Below are 268 nucleotides of genomic sequence, written 5' to 3'. Positions count from 1 at the left end.
AAGTATCGTCATCGTGGGTGCGATGCTACAAACCGTCACGATTGATGGTTCAATGTTTACACCGACCAGTTTGCTTGGTGCCTTTGCGGTATTTTTAGCCAGCATCAATATCTTTGGTGGCTTTGCCGTGACCGAGCGTATGCTTGCGATGTTCAAACCGAAAGTGAAAAAAGCACCAGTCGCAACCACTGATGTTGTGCCGACTTGCGAAGTCATCGTGGTCGATCCAGGTCTATCATCCTGCCAGCCAAAGCATTTATGTCGATGA

Annotated in this window: 1 protein-coding gene; it reads left to right on the top strand. The window is 48.1% G+C overall.

The window, feature by feature from the left end:
• Window positions 1-268: proton-translocating transhydrogenase family protein (locus SB725_RS31520; RefSeq protein ID WP_410923344.1), on the top strand; the 268-nt coding region annotated here is incomplete at its 5' end.

The organism is Pseudomonas sp. SIMBA_041, from assembly GCF_046535095.1.
Lineage (GTDB): Bacteria > Pseudomonadota > Gammaproteobacteria > Pseudomonadales > Pseudomonadaceae > Aquipseudomonas > Aquipseudomonas mucoides.
Note: the sequence above shows the minus strand (reverse complement) of the source record. Positions and strands in the feature narration are given on the sequence as shown.